15 protein-coding genes and 1 pseudogene are annotated in these 16,198 nt (G+C 66.7%); 14 read left to right on the top strand and 2 right to left on the bottom strand.

Annotated features, from left to right (window positions below):
• Positions 1 to 5: 5 nt before the first annotated feature.
• Entirely contained in the window at positions 6 to 791 is a 786-nt protein-coding gene (fabG, locus tag ABZ795_RS22880; RefSeq protein ID WP_327026599.1) for a 3-oxoacyl-ACP reductase FabG, read from the bottom strand.
• Positions 792 to 954: 163 nt separating this feature from the next.
• Between fabG and ABZ795_RS22875 the strand changes: the two genes are divergently transcribed.
• The 9 genes and pseudogenes from ABZ795_RS22875 (at position 955) to ABZ795_RS22835 (ending at position 9,866) form a co-directional block, all read left to right on the top strand.
• Positions 955 to 1,287, top strand: a complete 333-nt coding sequence (locus tag ABZ795_RS22875; RefSeq protein WP_327026598.1) for an antibiotic biosynthesis monooxygenase family protein — start codon at positions 955 to 957, stop codon at positions 1,285 to 1,287.
• Between the two features lie 187 nt (positions 1,288 to 1,474).
• Entirely contained in the window at positions 1,475 to 2,188 is a 714-nt protein-coding gene (locus tag ABZ795_RS22870) for an AfsR/SARP family transcriptional regulator (protein ID WP_327026597.1), read from the top strand.
• 362 nt (positions 2,189 to 2,550) lie between these two features.
• Complete coding sequence (locus ABZ795_RS22865; protein ID WP_357531803.1) at positions 2,551 to 3,330, top strand: hypothetical protein; 780 nt, start codon at positions 2,551 to 2,553, stop codon at positions 3,328 to 3,330.
• Complete coding sequence (locus ABZ795_RS22860; RefSeq protein ID WP_327026595.1) at positions 3,327 to 4,616, top strand: activator-dependent family glycosyltransferase; 1,290 nt, start codon at positions 3,327 to 3,329, stop codon at positions 4,614 to 4,616. The genes ABZ795_RS22865 and ABZ795_RS22860 overlap by 4 nt, the downstream gene beginning before the upstream one ends.
• The gene (locus ABZ795_RS22855; protein WP_327026594.1) at positions 4,616 to 5,917 is read left to right on the top strand and encodes an activator-dependent family glycosyltransferase; all 1,302 of its coding nucleotides are present in this window, start codon (positions 4,616 to 4,618) and stop codon (positions 5,915 to 5,917) included. Before ABZ795_RS22860 ends, ABZ795_RS22855 begins: the two co-directional genes overlap by 1 nt.
• Positions 5,917 to 7,218 carry an activator-dependent family glycosyltransferase gene (locus ABZ795_RS22850; protein ID WP_327026593.1) on the top strand — a complete coding sequence of 434 codons (1,302 nt, stop codon included), beginning with the start codon at positions 5,917 to 5,919 and terminating at the stop codon, positions 7,216 to 7,218. Before ABZ795_RS22855 ends, ABZ795_RS22850 begins: the two co-directional genes overlap by 1 nt.
• Positions 7,215 to 8,498, top strand: a complete 1,284-nt coding sequence (locus ABZ795_RS22845; RefSeq protein WP_357531802.1) for an activator-dependent family glycosyltransferase — start codon at positions 7,215 to 7,217, stop codon at positions 8,496 to 8,498. The genes ABZ795_RS22850 and ABZ795_RS22845 overlap by 4 nt, the downstream gene beginning before the upstream one ends.
• 270 nt (positions 8,499 to 8,768) lie before the next feature.
• A complete protein-coding gene (locus ABZ795_RS22840) occupies positions 8,769 to 9,203 on the top strand; it encodes a nuclear transport factor 2 family protein (protein ID WP_327026591.1) in 435 nt (144 codons plus the stop codon).
• Positions 9,127 to 9,866, top strand: a pseudogene (locus ABZ795_RS22835) (SDR family oxidoreductase). The gene ABZ795_RS22840 and the pseudogene ABZ795_RS22835 overlap by 77 nt, the downstream one beginning before the upstream one ends.
• A 127-nt stretch (positions 9,867 to 9,993) precedes the next feature.
• Here the strand turns inward: ABZ795_RS22835 and ABZ795_RS22830 are convergent.
• Complete coding sequence (locus tag ABZ795_RS22830) at positions 9,994 to 10,830, bottom strand: methyltransferase domain-containing protein (RefSeq protein WP_357531812.1); 837 nt, start codon at positions 10,828 to 10,830, stop codon at positions 9,994 to 9,996.
• A 224-nt stretch (positions 10,831 to 11,054) separates the two neighbouring features.
• On the opposite strand from ABZ795_RS22830, the gene ABZ795_RS22825 reads away from it, so the two are divergent.
• The 5 genes from ABZ795_RS22825 to ABZ795_RS22805 all read left to right on the top strand — a co-directional run bounded on the left by ABZ795_RS22825 (position 11,055) and on the right by ABZ795_RS22805 (position 16,153).
• Positions 11,055 to 11,492, top strand: coding sequence for an ester cyclase (locus tag ABZ795_RS22825; protein ID WP_327026590.1), 438 nt, complete (start codon positions 11,055 to 11,057; stop codon positions 11,490 to 11,492).
• A complete protein-coding gene (locus tag ABZ795_RS22820; protein ID WP_357531801.1) occupies positions 11,392 to 12,588 on the top strand; it encodes a methyltransferase in 1,197 nt (398 codons plus the stop codon). The genes ABZ795_RS22825 and ABZ795_RS22820 overlap by 101 nt, the downstream gene beginning before the upstream one ends.
• A gap of 73 nt (positions 12,589 to 12,661) precedes the next feature.
• Positions 12,662 to 13,552 (top strand): alpha/beta fold hydrolase, encoded by an 891-nt coding sequence (locus ABZ795_RS22815; RefSeq protein ID WP_357531800.1) that lies wholly within the window; start codon positions 12,662 to 12,664, stop codon positions 13,550 to 13,552.
• A 15-nt stretch (positions 13,553 to 13,567) separates the two neighbouring features.
• Positions 13,568 to 14,866 carry a P450-derived glycosyltransferase activator gene (locus ABZ795_RS22810; RefSeq protein ID WP_357531799.1) on the top strand — a complete coding sequence of 433 codons (1,299 nt, stop codon included), beginning with the start codon at positions 13,568 to 13,570 and terminating at the stop codon, positions 14,864 to 14,866.
• Positions 14,867 to 14,878: 12 nt separating this feature from the next.
• Positions 14,879 to 16,153 (top strand): activator-dependent family glycosyltransferase, encoded by a 1,275-nt coding sequence (locus tag ABZ795_RS22805; protein ID WP_357531798.1) that lies wholly within the window; start codon positions 14,879 to 14,881, stop codon positions 16,151 to 16,153.
• The last annotated feature ends 45 nt before the right edge of the window (positions 16,154 to 16,198 follow it).

The raw sequence follows: 16,198 nt of genomic DNA, 5'->3' as shown, positions 1-16,198 counted from the left end.
CTCCCTCAGTAGTTGCCGAGCCCGCCGCAGACGTTGATCGCCTGCGCCGTGATCGAGGCCGCGGTGTCCGACACGAGGTAGCCCACCAGGCCGGCCACCTCCTGTGGGGTGCTGTAACGGCCGAGTGGGATCTTCGCCTCGAACTTCTCGCGGACGGCGTCCTCGCTCGTCTCCCAGAAGGCCGCGTAACCCTGCCGGATCCGCTGCGCCATCGGCGTCTCCACATACCCGGGGCAGACGGCGTTGACCGTGATCCCCGTTGTGGCCAGTTCCAGGCCGAGCGCTTTGGTGAAGCCGACGACGCCGTGCTTGGTGGCGGAGTACGGCGCTCCGTACATCACGCCCTGCTTGCCGGCCGTCGATGCCACATTGATCACCCGACCGGTCCCGCGTTCGAGCATTCCGCCAGTGGTGAGCACCTCCCGGGTTACCCGGAAGACGCTGGTGAGATTCGTGTTGACGACGTCCAGCCACAGCTCGTCGGTGATCTGAGCGGTCACTCCGCCGCCGCTGCGGCCGGCGTTGTTCACCAGGACGTCCACCGGACCGAAGCGGCTCACAGCGGACGCCACCAAGGTGTTGATCTGCTCCGGATCGGTGACATCACATTGTCTGCCGTCGACGTCCAGCGACTCGTCGCGCATCCGCTTCGCGGTCAACGCGACCTGCCCGGCGTCACGTGCGCAGATGAATACCCGCATGCCCCGCCTGGCCAGCAAGTCGGCGATGGCAAGGCCGATGCCGCTGGTGGCGCCGGTGACCACAGCGACCCGCCGGTCCTCTTCCGTCATGCAAACCCCTCCGTCCATGTGACCAGAGTCGACGGTGTCAGTGACTGCTAGAAGCTTGCTCGACCCCCTGGCGCGTCAAGCGCTTGTTGAGCCACCTGCGAGACGTTGCCGCCACGCTCAGGGGCAGTTGAACCAGGAGCGGTCAGAACGCCGTGGCAAGGAGATGATCGACATGACGGCTGACGAAGCCGAAACCGCCAATGACGGCCCGGTCGTGTTTGTCAACAGGTTCACCCTGCGCTGCCCGCCTGAGGTCTTCGAAAAGGTCTTCGCCGAGACGAGCGCATTCGTGGCGAAGCAGCCCGGCTTTGTGCAGTTCACCCTGCTCGGTCATGTCGAGGACCGAAACAGCTACGTCAACGTCGCACACTGGCGCGACGCCGCTTCGTTCCGCCGGGCGGTCTCCCACCCGGACTTCAAACCGCACGCCGAGGCGTTGCGGGCCGTGAGCACGAGCGAGCCGAATCTATACACCTGCCGGCAGACCTCGCGGTGAACCGTGACCCGGGCCGTCGTGATGAGCCGACGGAGATTGGGGGCTTGGACTGGTGGAACTTGGTGTATTGGGGCCGCTGTCAATCACGACTACGAAGGGGATCAACGGAGCGCCAAGTGCGCCAAAACTACGGAGCATTCTCGCTATTTTGATGGTGTGTTCCGGTCAGGTCGTTCCTGTGTCGGCCATGATGCGGGAGTTGTGGAACGAAGATCTGCCGATCAGCGGATTGCCGACATTGCAGACCTACGTGCTGAACGTGCGCAAGCTGCTGAGTGAGGTCACTGGCCTGACACCAGCCGAGGTGTCGAGGGAAGTGCTGGTGACCAAGTCGGGTGGTTACGTCCTACACACCGGTGTCGACGCGCTTGACGTGCGCCGGTACCACGCGCTGGTCGGCAGTGGCCGGGAGGCGCTCTCGGACGGCCATGACGGGATCGGGGTCCGCCGGATGACCGACGCGCTCCGGCTGTGGCGTGGACCAGCACTTGTGGACGTGCAGGTCGGGCCGGTGTTGGAGTCGAAGCGCAGGCAGTACGAGGAATCCAGGCTCGTGGTGCTGGACTATCTCGTCGACGCGAAGCTGCGGCTGGGGATGTACCGCGAGGTGCTCACCGAGCTGGCCGCGCTCACCGTGGAAAACCCGCTGCACGAAGGTATGCAGGGACAGTATATGCGTGCGTTGTACCTCAGCGGTCGTCGCGCGCAGGCGCTCGAGGTGTTCCACGGGTTGCGGACCAGTCTGGTCCGTGAGCTGGGGCTGGAGCCGGGGCCACCGGTCCAGCGGTTGCATCAGGCGATTCTGAACGCCGAGGACAACGTCCAAGAGCATTTACGTATCGATCGGCCGCTCGGCGATATCGTGCGTACGTCCGTGTGGGGAAATGCTAGACCCTACTGACGTGCCGTATATGACGCGAACTCCGTCGAAAACAGGTGGCCGGGATTTCCTCCTAGCGGTCTTCGAAGGAAATACGGGGCGAGATCGATAGCATCGATGCCGTGATTACGCAACGCTACTGGAGTCAACGTGCGCCAGCAGAGCTCGGTAGGCGACTCCAGCTCATTCAGGGCACGCAGTGGCTTTCCGCGATCAACGATGATCCCTACGCCCGGGTCCTTCGCGGATTCGACGACGACCCGTATCCGTTGTACGAACGGCTCGGTCGCGCCGGCCCCATGGTGTCGAGCAGGGCCGGCGTCTGGGTCACCGCCAGCCGAGGGCTGGCGACCGAGGTCATGGCCCACCCAGGATTCGGTCCGATGACTGCGAGCAGTCCGTACGCGCCGTACAACGTCGTGCCGCTCGACGAGGACATCGTCCACGCCGCACCTCACCCGACCGCTGCCCTGGTCGAGCCGGTTACCAGGGTCGTCGAGAGCCTGACCGGTGAGGTCGACCTTGTCAGCGGGTTCGTCGCCCGGATCTGCGCCGAGGCGCTGGCAGAGACCTTCGACGTGCCGCTGCCCTGGCTCGCCGAGCGGATCGCGAGTACCGGTGTCGCCTTCGACGCCGCCCTGTGCCCGCAGCCTCTCGCGGTCACACGCCGGATGCTCTCCGCTCTCGACGACCTGCGCGACCGGCTCGGCGACCCAGGGGCGGTTCTGCTCACCGTCGTGGGCGCCCAACTGGCCACCACCCTGCTCGGGAACGCGCTCGACGTGTTGCTCGAGGAGCCGTCCCGGGCGCCGCGGGTGGTCGATGAAACCCTGAGTCTCCAGCCGCCGGTGCACCTGCACCCCCTGATCGCACGATCCGATCTCGACTTCGGCGGCACCAGGGTGAGGGCCGGTGATCAGGTCGTTGTTCTCGTCGGCGCTGTCAACCGGGACGGGGCAGGGATGCCGCTGCTGCTTGGCCCGCCTTACGCCGCGGTGTTCCCGTTCGCTCGTGTGGTCACCGAGACCGCGCTGTCCGTGCTGACCGAGAGGTTCTCCTCGCTCCGTCGCACGAGGCCCGCGCTGCGCAAGCGCAGGGCGCCGGTCACCAGAGCACTGCTACGACTCCCGGCGAGCACCGACGTCCGAGATGAGGCGCGATGAAGGTTCTGTTCACCACACTTGCTCACCGCACGCACTTCTACCCGCTCGTCCCACTGGCGTGGGCACTGCGTGGCGCTGGGCACGAGGTCAGGGTGGCCAGCGAGCCGGCGTTGACCCGCGACATCACCCAGACCGGCCTGACCTCGGTCCCGGTGGACGCGCCGGAGTGGTCCATCGACGACCCTACGGATCTCCAGTTGCTCAAACAGTTCCACGAGGACGGGTTCGTCTACCTGCGTGACTTCGACTTCGCCGGACACGACCATGCCAAGTGGACCTGGGAGCACCTGCTCGGTCTGCAGAACATCCTCGTGCCGTCGCACGACTCGGTGATGAACAACGATCGGATGATCGACCGACTGGTCACCTTCGCCCGCGACTGGCGGCCCGATCTCGTGGTGTGGGAGACGTACACGATCGCGGGGGCGATCGTCGCCCGAGCGGTCGGCGCCGCCCACGCCCGGTTCGTCGCGGGACCCGACGTCGGGATGCGGGTCCGCAAGGAGTTCCTGCGACTGAAGGAGAAACAGCCGCCGGAGCACCAGGAAGACCCAACTGCCGAGTGGCTGGAGTGGACACTCGAGAGGCTGAGCGTAGACGGCGGCTTCACCGAGGACATGGTGACCGGCCAGTGGACGATCGACTCGACAGCCGCGAGTACCCGACTGGACCCTGATGGGGAAGCAGTCAGTGTGCGGCACGTGCCGCACAACGGGCCTGCCGTGGTGCCCGACTGGCTGCGGGTACCGGTCAGCCGGCCGAGAGTGTGCCTGACTTTCGGCCTGTCGGAGTGGGTCGCCGAGTTTCTCAGCGGCACCGTGCTCACCGATCTTTTGCGTACCTTGGCGGACCTCGACATCGAGATCGTCGCGACGCTGACCGAAGCCCAACGCGCGTCGGTCACCGACGTCCCGGCGAACGTGAGGCTGATGGAGTTCGTCCCGCTCAACGATCTCATGCCGACGTGCGCCGCTGTGGTCCACCACGGCGGCATCGGCACCAAGGCCAACGCGGAGCTGCACGGCGTGCCGCAGGTGATCCTCGCGTTCGGAATGGACACCGCAGTGATGGGCGAGGGAATCGAGGAGTTTGGCGCGGGCCTGTGGATGCCGATCGAAGAGCTCACCAGTGCCGCGTTGCGGGAAAGACTCGTTCGAGTACTGACCGAGCCGTCATTCGCCATGGCGGCCGCCCGGTTGCGCGATGAGGTGCTCGCCCAGCCGCCGCCGAACGCGGTCGTACCGCTCATCGAGCAGTTGACCGCCGAGCATCGCGGGAGGGTCTGATGCGAGTCCTGTTGACCACTTTTGCCGCGAAGGCTCATCTCTACACCCAGGTGCCGATGGCGTGGGCGTTGCGCACAGCAGGGCACGACGTCGTGGTCGCCAGCCAGCCGGATCTCGTTGCCGACATCACCAGTACCGGCCTGACCGCGGTGCCCGTCGGTGAGGTGTTCGACCTCGAGACCGGGATGCAGACGCTGGACGGGATTCTCGGCGACGTCGCGAGCGGACGGTTGACCGGAGCGCAGGTCGGCCTGGACATGAGCGAGGCGAGGCCGGAGAAGCTGACCTGGGAGTACGTGCTCCACGTATTCAGCGCGATGACGCCGGTGACCTTCCAGAACCACTGCCCGGCCGACATGGTCGACGACCTGGCCGCGTTCGCCATGGACTGGCGGCCGGATTTGGTCCTGTGGGACCCACTGACGTTCGCCGGGCCGGCTGTGGCCAGAGCGTGCGGTGCTGCGCACGCCCGCATGCTGTTCGGACCCGATCTCGTCGGCCGGATGCGGGCCACCTTTCTCGACCTGGCCGGCCGGCTGCCGGCGGAGCTGCGTGACGACCCGCTCGCCGAGTGGCTGGGGTGGACACTCGATCGGCTGGGGTGCGCGACGGGATTCACCGAGGACATGGTGCTCGGCCAGTGGACGATCGACCAGCTGCCGCCCTCCATGCGCCTCGCCGTTGACGCGCAGTACGTCCCAGTCCGTTACGTGCCCTACAACGGCCCGGCTGTGGTCCCGGACTGGCTGCGTGAACCACCGGGACGCAAACGGGTCTGCCTCACGCTCGGCGCGTCATTCCGGGAGGTGGCGCTCGGCGACCAGGCGTCGATCGGTGACATGCTCGACGCGGTGGCCGATCTCGACGTCGAGATCGTCGCCACGCTCGACGAAGGTCAGCTGAAGTCACTGCCGGTCGTGCCCGACAACGTCCGGGTAGTGGATTTCGTGCCGCTGAACTCGTTGCTTCCCACGTGCTCCGCCGTGGTGCACCACAGCGGGTCCGGGACGTTCGCGACCGCGCTCGCGCACGGTGTCCCACAGCTGATCGTGCCGAACCTGATGTGGGACAGCATGGACAAGGCACAGGCGCTGGAGGCGAGCGGAGCCGGGCTCTACATCCGTGACGTTGACCGGTTGTCCGGCGGGGAGCTGCGTAGCCAACTGGCCCGGCTGCTCGACGAGCCATCGTTCACGGCCGGAGCCACGCGAGTCCGCCGCGAGATGCTCGGCATGCCGAGCCCAAACGACGCGGTCCCCGTACTGGAGAGGCTGACCGCCGAGCACCGGGGGAGAAGCTGATGCGTGTCCTGTTCACCACGTTCGCCGCGAAGACCCACATGTTCGCGCAGGTGCCGATGGCGTGGGCACTGCACACCGCGGGGCACGAGGTCTATCTCGCCAGCCAACCGGACCTGGCCGACCTGATCTCGCGCACCGGGTTGACCGCTGTGCCCGTCGGGGATCCGCTGAACCTGGAAGCGCAGTTCGAGGTGGTCAACGAAAACGTCGGTGACGACGCGAACAGAACCGTGGAGGAGTCGGACGTCGGCCTGGACATGAGCGAGGAGGATCCGGCGAAGCTCACCTGGGATCGCACCCTGACGATCTTCACGGCGATGACCTCGATGGTCTTCCAGAACGCAAGCTCAGAGCCCATGATGGACGACCTGGTGGCGTTTGCTCGTTCGTGGCAGCCGGACCTGGTGGTGTGGGACACCATGACCTTTGCCGGTGCGGTGGCCGCGCGCGCCTGCGGCGCGGCGCATGCCCGCCTGCTGTACGGCCTCGACCTCGTCGGCAACACCCGTGCCGCGTTCAACCGGCACCTCGCCGGACTGCCGGTTGAGTTACGTGACGACCCGATGGCCGAGTGGCTGGGCTTCTCCCTAGAGCGGTACGGCTGCGACACCGGGTTCGGCGAGGACATGGTGGTCGGCGACTTCAGTATCGACCAGTTCCCCCAGTCGATGCGGTTTCCTCTCGACGTGCCCACCGTGCCCGTGCGGTACACGCCCTACAACGGTCCTGCCCTGGTGCCCGACTGGCTCCACGACCGGCCAAAGCCGAAACGGGTCTGTCTCACGCTTGGGTTGTCACACCGAGACGAGCGAGGCGGCGACCGGGCTTCGATCGGCGACATCCTGGCGTCGCTCGCGGACCTGGACGTCGAGGTGGTGGCCACCCTGAACGCCCGCCAGACCGAGTCACTGCCGTCGCTGCCTGGCAACGTGCGGGTGGTGGAATTCGTGCCGCTCAACGTGTTGCTGCCCACCTGTGACGCGGTCATCCACCATGGTGGCTCCGGCACGCTGACCACGGCCATGCTGCACGGTGTCCCCCAGTTGATCGTGCCGCACATGGTCTGGGACTCGATCAACACAGCCCGTCGCCTCGCGGACTACGGGGCGGGGGACTACGTCCGGGACATCGAGCGGCTCTCCGGCGACGAACTGCGCACTCGGCTGGTTCGGCTGCTGACCGAACCGTCCGTCCGGCACAACGCTGCCAGGCTGCGACGGGAGATGGTCGGCACGCCTGGTCCGAACGATCTCGTCCCGGTGCTGGAGAAACTGGCCGCCGAGTACCGGAGGGTCCGATGAAGATCCTGTTCACCACTTTTGCCGCGAAGGTGCACATGTACTCTCAGGTGCCGTTGGCGTGGGCACTGCACACCGGCGGACACGAGGTCCGGATCGCCACCCAGCCCGACCTGGTCGACGAGGTCACCAAGACCGGTCTGCCCGCGGTCGCGGTCGGCGAGGCGCTCAACCTCGAGGAGGGCATCAGGGAAACCGAGGAGAACCTCGCGGGAGACGAGGAAGCACCGGACTCGGATGACGGCGGCATGGATATCACCGAGACCCGTACGGATCGTCTGACGCCGGAGTACATGCTGGGCATGTTCACCGCAATGACGTCCTTCGTGTTCCAAAACCAGTGTCCCGAGTCGATGACCGATGACCTGGTGGCGTTTGCTCGTTCGTGGCGGCCGGACCTGGTGGTGTGGGACACCATGACGTTTGCGGGCCCGGTGGCCGCGCGTGCCTGCGGTGCGGCACATGCCCGTTTGCTGTTCGGCATGGACCACGTGGCCAGAATGCGTGGTGTCCTCGTGGACCAGCTGTCCCAGCTGCCACCCGAGTTGCGCGACGACCCGCTTGAGGACTGGCTGAGCAGGCTGCTGGAACGGTACGACTGCCCTGGGGGGTTCACCGAGGAGATGATGCTCGGGCAGTGGACCGTCGACCCGACGCCCGCCTGGATGCGTTTTCCCCTGGACCTGCCGTACGTGCCGATGCGGTACATCCCCTACAACGGGCCGGCGAAGATGCCCGAGTGGTTGCGTGAACCGCCGAAGCGCAAGCGGGTGTGCCTGACACTCGGTCTTTCGCATCGGGAGGTGCAGGGGGGCGACGAGGTGTCGATCGGGGACGTGCTGGAGTCGGTGGCGGACCTGGACATCGAGGTGATCGCGACCCTGGATGCCAGCCAGATCAAGGCGCTGCCCTCCGTCCCGGACAACGTACGCGTGGTGGACTTCGTGCCGCTCAACGCGTTGCTGCCGACCTGCTCAGCGATCATCAGCCACGGCGGATCCGGCACGATGGCCACCGCACTGGTACACGGTGTGCCACAGCTGATCCTGCCGTCGAAGATCTGGGACTCGGCCGACAAGGCCCGGCGGCTGGCGAGCCGTGGTGCCGGTATATGCATGCCGGAGTCGACCGTGACGTCGTTGCGCGCCAACCTGGAGCTGCTGCTGACGGACCTGTCCTACTCGGCGAACGCCAACCGGCTGCGGCAGGAAATGATCGCCATGCCGAGTCCCAACGAGGTCGTGCCCATACTCGAGCAGCTCACGGCCGCGCACCGGAGCTGACACAGGTGCGGCCGAGATCGACCTGCGCATGTCGCCGTCGTGCACGGGCACACCGGGCAGCTGCTGTGCCGCGCGCGTCCGCGGCCCAGTCCCTGCCTCGGCTGCGGTTGCGGTCTCGTAGACCTCCGCCGGCGCGGGGCCGTACGTCGGGTCTCCGGGTTCGGGGCTTCCGATGCTTTCCGAGGATTCCTGGAGCCTCGCTCGAGGACGCATCAAAGTCGCCACTGAAGGATGAGTGATGAGAAACCGCCGATCGACAAGGAGAACGCCGTGACAGTGGGGACCGAAGCGGACCTGGATCTGTTGTACCCGGAGGTCCAGAATTTCTATGCCCGCCACATGCAGCTTCTCGACGCGGGCAACGCGGAGGGGTGGGCGGACACGTTCACCGAGGACGGATCCTTCTTCTCACCGTCGATGCCGGAGCCGGCTCGTGGCCGGGACGTCATCGTCGCCGGAGTGCGCAGGGCCGCGGCGGCACTGGCCGAAGCCGGCGAGGTGCACCGGCACTGCATGCTCATGACCTACCTCAGACGTCGCGACGACGGCACGATCTACGCGCGGAGCTACACGCAGGTGATCGCCACTCCGCGCGACGGCCAGCCACGGCTGCACATGATGTGCGTGTGTGTGGACATCCTGGTGCGGCAGGACGGTGAGCTCAGGGTCCGGGAGCGCCGGGTCACCCGCGACGACCGACCATGACGCCCGGCCCGATGGGAGCTCTTCCCATGAGCACAGCACAGGCGGTGATCATCACCGGTGGCGGGACCGGGACCGGCCGGGCGGCCGCGCACGCGTTCGCGAGCACGGGGCCGGGGTGCTGGTGGTCGGCCGGTCCGAGGAGACCCTTGCCCAGACCGCGGCCGGCCACGACACCATCGTGACCCTGGCCGTCGACATCACCAGACCGAACGCACCGAATTCTGTAGTCGACACTGCGCTCGGTGCGTTCGGCCGGGTGGACGTCCTGGTCAACAACGCCGCGGTGGGCGAGTTCGGTGGGCTGGCCGATGTCGGACCCGCGATGGTCGGCGCGCAGATCGACACCAACCTGCTGGCACCGGTCTTCCTCACCCAACGCGCGCTGGACGCCCTGGCGGAGAGCAGCGCAACGGTGGTGAACGTCGGCACGGCGGGTTCGCTGGGATTGCGGCCGTGGGCCGACAACGCCATCTACGGTGCCAGCAAGGCGGCACTCGACTTCCTGACACGATCCTGGGCCGTTGAGCTCGCGCCACGGGGCATCCGCGTCGTGTCGGTACACCCGAGGACGTAGCGTGGTGGATCGTGCAGCTCGCACGGCCGGAGGCTAGGTACGTCAACGGCACCGTGCTCGCGGTGGACGGCGCACTGTCCATCACCTGAGTGCCGGGCGGGCCTCCAGGTTCACCCCGGGTGGCCCGCGCACACCGCAGCGGGTTTCGCGTACGCCTTGGCGCACTGCACGGTGGCGGTGCTGTTGCGCAGAGCCTCACTGCGGACCCGCGAGCTGTTACCGCCCTGCGACGGTCGCGGTGACATAGCGGACCGGGACATCGAGGAACAGCGGACCGTCGCCGTCACGCAGGTCGTCCAGTGCGGTGATCAGGCGGGTGCGCAACTGTTGTGAGTCGGCCGCGGTAAGGTGCTGCCACAGCAGGCGCATACCCTGAGTGTGCGACCAGTCAACCCAGGCCTCCCCGGACTGGACGACCACGTGCACCGGCTCGTCGACCACCACCACATCCTGGAAACCGGCCGTCCGCATGGTTTTCTCAAGGTCATCCACCCTACCGAGCCAGCTGTTGAACCGGTGCTGCAACGCTTCCGGCTGCCATTCGGCCGGCAGGTTGCGCAGCAGGGACCTCGGGATCAGTTCGGTGAACATCGGTGGCAGGAACGGGAAGGTGTCGTCGGTGAACACGGGGCTGGTGAAGGCGATTCGCCCGTGCTCGGTGAGCAGTCGCGCGTACCGGGCCATCGCCGATGGGGCGTCCGGAATGAAGATCACGCTGTAGCTGCCGGTGATGAGGTCGAACGACCGGGCCGGCAGGTCGGGGTTCTCCCCGTCCAGCACACGGATCTCGACGTTCTTGGCACCCTGCCGCTCGGCCTCCGCGCGGGCCGCGTCGACCATCGCCGGTGCGATGTCGATTCCCAGTACATGACCGGTCGGACCGACGAGTTCCGCGGATGGGAAAAGGCTGGCTCCCCGGCCGCACCCGATGTCGAGCACGCGGTGTCCTTCTCCGGGGGCGGCATGTTCGACCAGCCGCCTGCCCATCGGTGTGAAGAACTCGACGCCGAGCTGGTCATATGAAGCCGCGGCACGGTCGAAGGCCGCGGTCACAGTTGCCTTGTAAGCCGCCGGGTCCACGTTCTTTCCCCTCTTCCCACGAATGGTGGTACCGAGTTTTCACCAGTGACCTCGCATTTCGCTATACGGCGAATCTGGCGCTCTGAGCTGACTAGGAAAATAATCGGAGCGGGCTGTTGGCCACTTGTTCCCGTGCCGGGGATCGGCCAATACTTGCGGGGTCCGCCGCAGTCGGCCGAGTCAACAGGGGAGTTCTCATGAGCAAGAACATCGACCTCGTCAAGCGTATGGTGAATGCCTACAACACGGGGAACACCGACGACGTCGAGGAATTCATCCATCCGGAGTACCTCAATCCGGGTGCCATGGAACATTTCAAGGACCAGATCGGGCCGCAGACCTTCGTCATGGCCGTGAAATGGCTGAAGGCGACGTTCTCCGAGGAGGTTTACCTCGAGGAGATCGGCTACGAGGAGAATGGCGACTGGGTGCGTGCCAAGTTGGTTCTCTATGGCCGCCAGGTGGGCGACATGCTGAGTATGCCCGCGACCGGCCGGCGATTCTCCGGCGAGCAGATCCACCTTATCCGGATCGTTGACGGCAAAATTCGCGACCACCGGGACTGGCCCGACTTCATCGGCACCTACCGGCAGCTCGCCGAGCCGTGGCCGCAGGGCGAAGGCTGGCGTCCCTGATATTTCCCGTCACTACGTTGAAGGAGCTTCGTCGATGGAAAGTGAGGATCCTGCCGAGCAGGAAATGCGCGAACTGAACGTCCTGCTGCGGCTCGGCAGCCTGCACACCCCGATGGCGGTGCGAGTGGCCGCCACGCTGAGACTTGTCGACCACATCATCGGGGGGACGACCAACCCGGCGGAGCTGGCGAAGGTGACCGGCACGAACGCGAACGCACTGCTGCGTGTGATCCGGCACCTCGTGGCGGTCGGCGTACTGGCCGAGACCGAGCCGAACCGGTTGACGCCAACCGCGACCGGCATGCTGCTGGCCGACGATCATCCGGCCCAGCAGCGTGCCTGGTTCGACCTGAACAACGCCGTCTCCCGCGCGGATCTCGCGTTCTTCCAGTTGCTGGAGGCCGTCCGGACGGGCCGGCCGTCCTACGAGTCGGTGTACGGCAAGCCCTTCTACGATGACCTGACCGCGAACCCTCGGCTCGCCGAGTCGTTCGACGCGTTGATGGCCTGCGACCAGGACGTGGTCTACGAGGCCCCGGCCGCAGCGTACGACTGGAGCCGCGCCAGGCATGTGATGGACGTCGGCGGTGGCATCGGCGGGTTCCTCACCGCCATCGCTAAGGCCGCGCCACACGTTCGAGGGACGCTGCTGGAGCTTCCGCTCCCCGCAGAACGGGGACGCGCGCAGTTCAAGACGGCCGGGCTCGACGACCGGCTGGACGCGGTGGCCGGTGACTTCTTCCAGCCGCTGCCGGTCAAGGCGGATGTGATCACGCTGTCGTTCGTGCTGCTCAACTGGTCGGACGACGACGCACGGCGGATTCTGGCTCGCTGCGCCGAAGCCTTGACACCCGGTGGACGGGTCGTTGTGCTCGAGCGGGACGACCTGGCGCAGGACGCGTCCAACGAGCAGTTCACCTTGCTGGACCTGCGAATGCTCGTCTTCCTCGGCGGCCGGTTGCGCACCAGGGAGGAGTGGGCGACGTTCGCCGCTTCCGCCGGCTTCACCGTCGAGTCGGCCCTGAAGGTGGCCTCGCCTTCGGTTCCGTTCGACCTGTCCCTGCTGGTTCTCGTGCCCACCGGAGCAACGACATGACATTCCCTGCGTCGACCTCGGGATCGAAGTCAAGCCACGGGTTCCTCAACCGCACCTCAGAGGCGGAACAGTCATGACCGAACGCGTCATTTCCGCAGGCGATGTGAAGCTGTGGAGCCAGGGCTTCGGTGACCCGGCCGACCCCGCACTGTTGATGATCGCGGGCGGCAACCTGTCCGCGTACGGCTGGCCGGACGAGTTCGTTCAGCGGTTGGCCGCAGCTGGTCTGTTCGTGATCCGGTACGACCACCGGGACACCGGTCGGTCCACCTGCCGGGACTATCAGAAGTATCCCTACACCTACGACGACATGGCCGCCGACGCGACCGCGGTGCTCGACGGCTGGGATATCGCGGCCGCGCATGTCGTCGGTATGTCGATGGGCATGTCGCTGGCGCAGGTGATGGTGCTCAACCACCCCGACCGTGTCCGCAGCCTGACGTTGATGCTGGGCGGAGCACTGGACACCGACTTCGACGCCGCAATCGAGGCCGCGTTCCGTGGCGAGCCGCTCGTGAACGGCCTGCCTGTGCCGACGCCACGTTTCCTGGAGATGCTGGCCGCAGTGCAGCAACCAGCAAAGGACCGGGAGTCGATGCTGGCCAAGCAGGTCGGCAAGTGGCGCCTGCTCAATGGCGACGGGATTCCCTTCGACGAGCAGGAGTACCGGCGCTGGGAGGAGCGCGCTATGGACCACGCCGGGACGTGGGAGGAACCGGTCACGCACTACCAGGTCGGGCTGCCGCCGCTGAGTCGCGGCGCGGAACTGCGTGACGTCAAGGTGCCGACCCTGGTGATCCAGGCGCCGTACGACCCGGCCGCACCACCGCCGCACGGCAGGCATCTCGCGGACCTGATCCCGGGTGCCCGGCTCGCGGAGATTCCCGGCATGGGCCACGCGCTGCCCTCCTCTGTGCATGGGCCACTTGCTGAACTGATCATCGCGCACACACTCACCGCCTGAGGGGGAGGGAAACCAATGTCCACGAGGACAGACGCCGCCGCGACGACCGACACCGTGTACACGCTGACCGCAGGCGCGCCCGGGAACGGGGCGAAAACCGTCTCCAACAGTGATTTTGGCCGCCACCTGCTGACCGTTCGGGGTTTCCAGTTCGTCTTCGGCGCGCAGGGCGACCCATACGCGATGCTTCTGCGAGCGGGCACCGACGACCCCGCGGTGCTGGGCGCCCAGGTGCGCGACCGTGGCCCGCTGTACAGAAGCGAAGCCGGCGCGTGGGTGACTGGGCATCACGCGCTCGCAGGGGAGATCCTCCGCGACCCGCGACTCTCGTTGCGCCACAACGGCGACGAGTCCTCGCAGCAGCACATGTTCCAGGACATCTGGGACAACCCGAAGATATGCCATATCGTCCCGCTCGACGGCGCCTTTCTCAACCTGCCGCGTGCGGACTATGAGCGGCTCGGCACCCTGTTCCAGCCGGTGCTGGGCGACCTGGCCGTAGAGGGGACTGTCCACCGGGTCATCTCCGGTCTGCCCGACGAGTTCGACCTGGTGGCGGACTTCGCCCGGCCAGTCGCGGTGGCGGTGGCCGCCGATCTCCTCGGCCTCGCGGAGGCCACCCGCGACCGGTTTGCCGGTGTGGTTGCCGGTCTTGGGGTTGCGCTGGACGCGGGGTTGTGCCCGCCGCAGTACAAAACGGCTCGTGCGTTGCTGACCGGAGTGGCCGAGGTCCGCGAACTGCTTGGTACACCAGGGCTCTTCGGCGACCGCCGGCCGGCCGCCGGCCCGGATGACGTTCTCGCGGCCGCCGTGCTGATCGCGGTCGCCGGGGTCGAGGTGGCGGTGACCTTGACGTGCAACGCGGTGGCGGCACTGCTGGCGCATCCGGACCAGTGGCAGGCGTTGCGTGGGGAAGCGGGGCTCGCCGGCGGCGCGATCGAGGAGACTCTCCGGTTCGACCCGCCGATCCAGTTGGAGAACCGGATCGCCACGACGGACGTCGAGATTGCCGGGCACCAGATCCCCGCGGACACCCAACTGGTCGTGGCCGTCGGTGCGGCGAACCGGGATCCCTCGGCCTTCCCGGACCCGGATCGTTTCGACATCACGCGGAAGTCCGACGCAGACCAACTCGCCCTGTCCGGTGGTCTCTATGACACGTTCGTGGCACCGATGGCCGTGGCGCAGGCCCGGGTCGCGGTGGAGGCGCTGGCGTCCCGCCTGCCGGCCCTGCGGCAACGCGAACGAATGCTGCGCCGGATGCGTTCCCCGGTCACGCGTGGGGTCCTGCGGTTCCCGGTCGCGAACCGGTAGAGGGGGAAGGCAATGCGAGTCCTGGTCACATGCTTCGCGATGGACGCACATTTCAATGGTGTGGTGCCACTTGCCTGGGCACTGCGGACTGCCGGGCACGACGTGCGGGTGGCGAGTCAGCCGGCCTTGACCAACAGCATCACCTCGGCTGGCCTGACCGCGGTACCGGTCGGTACGAACCCCATGATGCGCGAGGTCCTGCAGAACGTGGGCCCCGCCATGTACGCACTCCATTCCAACCCCGACTTCCTCGAACACCGACCGGAGCTGCTGAACCTCGACTTCCACATCGCGTCCAACTCGATGCTGAACGCGACCTACTACATGCAGATCAACAACGAGTCCATGGTGGACGACCTGGTGGAATACGCCAGGCACTGGAAGCCGGACCTGGTCATCTGGGAGCTGTTCACCTTCGCCGGCGCGGTCGCGGCCAGGGTGACCGGTGCCGCACACGCCCGTATCCTGTCCTTTCCGGACATTTTTTACGGCGTGCGCAAGGTGTTCCTGGAACATCTGACGAAGTCACCAGATCGCCACGACGACTCGCTCGCGGAATGGCTGACGCTCGTGCTGGAGCAGCACGGCTGCGAGTTCGACGAGGAGGTCGTGACCGGCCAGTGGACCATCGACCAGATGCCCGCCGGCGTGCGGCTGCCCCTCGGCCTGCCCACGGTCGAGATGCGTTATCTGCCCTACAACGGTCCGACACCAGCAGTGGTCCCCGAATGGCTGTGGCAGGCACCTGACCGACCCAGGGTGTGCTTCACCCTGGGAGAGACGATTCGCCAGACGGAGTTCCCCAACGCGGTGAAGGTGGCTGACCTGTTCGACGCAATCGAGGACCTCGACATCGAGGTGGTGGCCCTGCTCGGCGAGAAGGAACTCGACGGCGTCCGGAAGATCCCGGACAACACCAGGGTCGTGGACCGGGTCCCCCTGGCCGCGCTCATGCCGAGCTGCTCGGCGATCGTCCACCACGGCGGCGCGGGAACGTGGGCGACAGCGGCGGCCTACGGCGTCCCCCAGGTCGCGATGGGTTGGATGTGGGACGCCATCTACCGCGCCCAGCGGCTCGAGGAACTGGGCGCGGGACTGCACATCCCGTCGTTCCAGCTGACGGTGGCAGGCTTGCGGGAGAAACTCGTGCGCGTCCTGACCGAGCCGTCGTTCGCCACGGGAGCGGCCAACCTGCGAGATGCGATGGCGAGTACCCCAAGCCCGGTTGAGACCGTCGAGAAGCTGGAACACCTGACGGCCCAGCACCGCGGCGTGACGCGGTGCTAGGCCAAGTCATCGGGGGAACCCGTCTGTCCGGACTCGAGACCGCCA

The organism is Micromonospora sp. NPDC047134, from assembly GCF_040643455.1.
Lineage (GTDB): Bacteria > Actinomycetota > Actinomycetes > Mycobacteriales > Micromonosporaceae > Micromonospora.
Note: the sequence above shows the minus strand (reverse complement) of the source record. Positions and strands in the feature narration are given on the sequence as shown.